The 2,324-nt window shown below is 62.7% G+C and carries 3 protein-coding genes and 1 pseudogene; 3 read left to right on the forward strand and 1 reads right to left on the reverse strand.

Going from position 1 to position 2,324, the window contains the following annotated elements; genetic code table 11:
• Window positions 1-230 (reverse strand): annotated as a pseudogene (locus DYI24_RS25115) (hypothetical protein); the annotation flags it as partial.
• A gap of 114 nt (window positions 231-344) precedes the next feature.
• Between DYI24_RS25115 and DYI24_RS25120 the strand changes: the two are divergent.
• From DYI24_RS25120 to DYI24_RS28155, 3 genes are all read left to right on the forward strand, one after another.
• On the forward strand, window positions 345-1,379 hold the full coding sequence (locus tag DYI24_RS25120) for an aspartate-semialdehyde dehydrogenase (protein ID WP_107342476.1): 1,035 nt from the start codon (window positions 345-347) through the stop codon (window positions 1,377-1,379).
• Between the two features lie 158 nt (window positions 1,380-1,537).
• The gene (locus DYI24_RS25125) at window positions 1,538-2,095 is read left to right on the forward strand and encodes a TIGR00645 family protein (protein WP_107342477.1); all 558 of its coding nucleotides are present in this window, start codon (window positions 1,538-1,540) and stop codon (window positions 2,093-2,095) included.
• A 35-nt stretch (window positions 2,096-2,130) separates the two neighbouring features.
• The coding region (locus DYI24_RS28155) for a hypothetical protein (RefSeq protein ID WP_205523688.1) at window positions 2,131-2,324 on the forward strand (194 nt) is incomplete at its 3' end.

Consider the following 2,324-nt stretch of genomic DNA (forward strand, 5'->3'; position numbering starts at 1 on the left):
CGCGTCGCCACGCTCCAGCCCGGTCCGGCCTCTGCGGTGGTCGCCGCGGTGATCGCGGCGTCGGTCAGCGGATTGGCCGTGTAGAATACAATCAGGCCGATCAGCGCCAGCGCGCCCACATAGGCCATCACCCGCAATACCGCGTCACGGCACTCGTCGACGAAGCTGTCCAGCGCCGGATGAATCCGGTGCCGGGAGGCTGCGGCGCGGAGGGCTGGGCTGCTTCGCATTGCGTGGGCTCGAACGGGTATTACGTTGTGTCCGAGGCGTTTCTCGCATAGAAGCGCTGACTTCTCCTTGCTGCGGCATGCCCCAGCGGAGCAAATTCCTTCGGAGAGTGAACGATGGGTTACAAAGTCGCGGTAGTGGGTGCGACCGGCAATGTCGGGCGTGAGATGCTCGCCATTCTGGACGAACGCAAGTTCCCGGCCGACGAGGTGGTGGCGCTGGCATCGCGCCGCTCGGTCGGCGTCGAGGTGAGCTACGGCGACAAAACCCTGAAATGCAAGGCGCTCGAGCACTACGACTTCAGCGACGTCGACATCTGCCTGATGTCGGCGGGCGGCAGCGTGTCGACCGAATGGTCGCCGAAGATCGGTGCGCAGGGCGCGGTGGTGATCGATAATTCCAGCGCGTGGCGGATGGATCCGGACGTGCCGCTGATCGTTCCGGAAGTGAACGCCGCGGCCGCCGCCGGCTTCACCAAGAAGAACATCATCGCCAATCCGAACTGCTCGACCGCGCAGCTCGTCGTGGCGCTGAAGCCGCTGCACGATGCCGCCAAGATCAAGCGCGTCGTGGTATCGACCTATCAGTCGGTGTCGGGCGCCGGCAAGGATGCGATGGACGAGCTGTTCTCGCAGACCAAGGCCGTCTACACCAACGACGAGCTGGTGAATAAGAAATTCCCGAAGCGCATCGCCTTCAACCTCATCCCGCAGATCGACGTCTTCATGGAAGACGGCTTTACCAAGGAAGAGTGGAAGATGGTGGTCGAGACCAAGAAGATCCTCGACCCCAAGATCAAACTGACCGCGACCTGCGTGCGCGTGCCGGTGTTCGTCAGCCATTCCGAAGCGGTCAACATCGAGTTCGAGAACCCGATCACCGCCGACGAGGCGCGCGAAATCCTGCGCAAGGCGCCTGGCTGCCTGGTGATCGACAAGCACGAGCCGGGTGGCTACGTCACGCCGTACGAAGCCGCTGGTGAGGACGCCACCTACATCAGCCGCATCCGCGAGGATGCGACGGTAGACAACGGCCTGGTGCTGTGGTGCGTCTCCGACAACCTGCGCAAGGGCGCGGCGCTGAACGCGATTCAGATCGCCGAAGTGCTGATCAACCGCAAGCTGATCACCGCCAAGAAGCAGGCCGCGTAATATCAAGCAGCCTGCGCGAACCGCGCGGTTCGCCTTGCTCGAAATCAACAATGGCCGGGGCTCGCCCCGGCCATTGGCGTATCAGGGCCATGATCGGTACTGACGAAGTCATGGCTAGACGCTAGGCTAGCTTTGCTTCACCAGCCTTGATGCGTGCCATGACCGATCAACCTCATCCTGCAAAATCCCGCGCGCCCGGCAGCCGGGTCGAGCGCGGCTTCGAGACCGTGCTGTTCAACAGCCGCTGGCTGATGGCGCCGTTCTATTTCGGCCTCGTCATCAGCCTCGCGGTGCTGCTCTACAAATTCGTGATGCTGCTGTACGAATTCATCGTGCACGCCACGATCGCCAAGGAAGCCGATATCATCCTCGGCGTGCTCAGCCTGATCGACGTGTCGCTGACCGGCAATCTGGTGCTGATTGTGGTGTTCTCCGGCTACGAGAATTTCGTGTCGCGGATCGATCCCGGCAATCACCCGGACTGGCCGGAGTGGATGACCAAGGTCGATTTCGCCGGACTGAAGCAGAAGCTGCTGGCCTCGATCGTGGCGATCTCGGCGATCCAGGTGCTCAAAGCGTTCATGAACATCGACAGCTACGACCAGACCAAGCTCGCCTGGCTGGTCGGCATCCATCTGGTGTTCGTCGCCTCGACGCTGATCCTTGCGCTGTCGGACCGGCTCGGTCATCACGCCGACGACAAAGGCGGCCATTAGCCGCCTTCCGCTAGGCTACTTCCCGACACAGCGTCATGCGCGGGCCTGACCCGCGCATCCATCCCGCGCGCAGCGCGGTGAAGAGAGCCAAGAGCTCTCACGACGCGACGGATTGCCAAGCCGAGACCGGCGATGGCGTCGCGCCCGCCTCACACCACCTTCACGGCCGGCACGAACTGCTTGCTCTCCTGATCGAGAACGAACAGATCGCCGTCGGCGACGCCGAAAT

The sequence above is a fragment of the Rhodopseudomonas sp. BR0C11 genome (genome assembly GCF_010820945.1).
In the GTDB taxonomy this organism is placed as follows: domain Bacteria; phylum Pseudomonadota; class Alphaproteobacteria; order Rhizobiales; family Xanthobacteraceae; genus Rhodopseudomonas; species Rhodopseudomonas palustris_H.

What these genes read in the sequence shown, in the direction of transcription:
- DYI24_RS25120 (WP_107342476.1), top strand. Translation starts at nt 345, where the DNA reads ATGGGTTACAAAGTCGCGGTAGTGGGTGCGACCGGCAATGTCGGGCGT.
- DYI24_RS25125 (WP_107342477.1), top strand. Translation starts at nt 1,538, where the DNA reads ATGACCGATCAACCTCATCCTGCAAAATCCCGCGCGCCCGGCAGCCGG.